This window comes from Atopomonas hussainii (genome assembly GCF_900109735.1).
GTDB classification, from domain to species: domain Bacteria; phylum Pseudomonadota; class Gammaproteobacteria; order Pseudomonadales; family Pseudomonadaceae; genus Atopomonas; species Atopomonas hussainii.
In genome coordinates, this window is sequence record NZ_FOAS01000035.1 from 1 (window position 1) to 1577 (window position 1577).

Annotated in this window: 1 protein-coding gene; it reads right to left on the reverse strand. The window is 50.0% G+C overall.

Annotation, left to right across the window (positions count from 1 at the left end; translation table 11 throughout):
- Positions 1 to 159 precede the first annotated feature (159 nt).
- Positions 160 to 390 carry a DUF6429 family protein gene (locus tag BMX80_RS17485; protein ID WP_074870801.1) on the reverse strand — a complete coding sequence of 77 codons (231 nt, stop codon included), beginning with the start codon at positions 388 to 390 and terminating at the stop codon, positions 160 to 162.
- Positions 391 to 1577: the final 1187 nt, after the last annotated feature.

The following is a 1577-nucleotide window of genomic DNA, read 5'->3' on the forward strand; positions in this document are numbered from 1 at the left end:
CAAATCGGGAACCTGAAAAGGCTTGTTCCGTTGTGCGCAGGGCGCTTCAAACCAAATAAAACCCGCACGCCGCCTAACGTTTGGTTAAGGGGCGGGCAAAAGCGCAGCTTTTGAACGTCCCAGTGAGCGAAGCGAACGACTTGAACCAGTAGTTAGAGGTTACTCTTGTACGGAGAAGTGCTTTTGAGCCAGCTCTTTAGCTAGCTGCAAACCCTCTTCTGTTAAGTAAACGGACTCTGATTTGCCTTTGGGGTCGCTGATATAGCCTTTTTCAAATAGCTCATCGAAAACGCTGAATTCAAACCGCTTCCAAACCCTACCGTTCTCAAACTCAAATACTCCAAGCAGTGCTAGAACAACTTCCAAAATTTTCTGATCGTCGTATTTCATGGTTGTTGGCCTCGATGTGCGTGAGTAGCCTCTAACGATTAAGCTAACGGGCGGCAAAAAGCGTAGCTTTTTGACGTCCAGCGAACGAAGTGAGCGGCGTTGAGCGCATTGTTATAACTCCGGCACTCTGGACCATAAATCAAGATCGCTGCCACAGGCGGCAACAATATAGTTTCCGCACCATGAGAACCCACAAGCCCTTATGTGTTCTGTGTAGATTATTTTGCATTCAGATTGATGCCCCGGTATTAGAGCGCTTTTGAACGGCTTGCTCAGGATTAGATAGCTCTCTGGCCACCTAGGAGAAACTATCTCTAGACCTTCTCCTGCTTTGTTTGTCAATGGCAAGCCCCCACCATTGATCCCGCACAGTGGGATAGTCTCGCCTTCAACCACTCCGATGCCTTGGCAATGAAGTCCGAGGTCGCTTAAGCCAGCGTACTGCTCGTAATCGCGCTCAATTTTTTCGCCGGTTTTACAGTGAATGACGCTGCGACCAGAGCTGGAAACGACTAATAGGTAGGGGCCTTTCTGTGAGAAGCCAACAGAAAGAAGACCGCCGACCGCTAACGACCCTACATGAGTCCACCCCTCAGGGTTTAGATCAGTGGATATTTGGTCGATGAGATTTATTAATCTGTTTCTGTTCTCTTGTTCGTATGAGCTCATGTTCTTAACGGGTTATAACGATTAAGCTAAGGGGCGGCAAAAAGCGCAGCTTTTTGACGTCCAGTGAGCGGAGCGAACGGCCTTAAGCGCATTGTTAGGCTGTGCCGTTGTGGCTGTGAAGCCGGAGGCAACAGCCGAACCTAAATGAGCGCTGCACTCAGCCTTCAGACCGATAAAGTAGTTATTTGCGACTGTTCCCATCACGTTCAAAACACTCCATTGCTTCGCGCAAATAACGCACCTTGAGCTGGAAGCCCCCCTAAGTTTTCGTGGGCCAGACCGCACGGCGTGAAGCTTGGAAGAGCAGGTTGGCGCTGCACGAAAACGGCGGTTCTGCTGCGACACGTTACCGACAAAACTTGATGCTGAAAATGGCTTGCGGAGAAGCGTTGTGCGCACGGCACTTACAACCACCATTTCAGACGACGCCTAACGATTAAGCTAACGGGCGGCAAAAAGCGTAGCTTTTTGACGTCCAGCGAACGAAGTGAGCGGCGTTGAGCGCATTGTTAGGATGG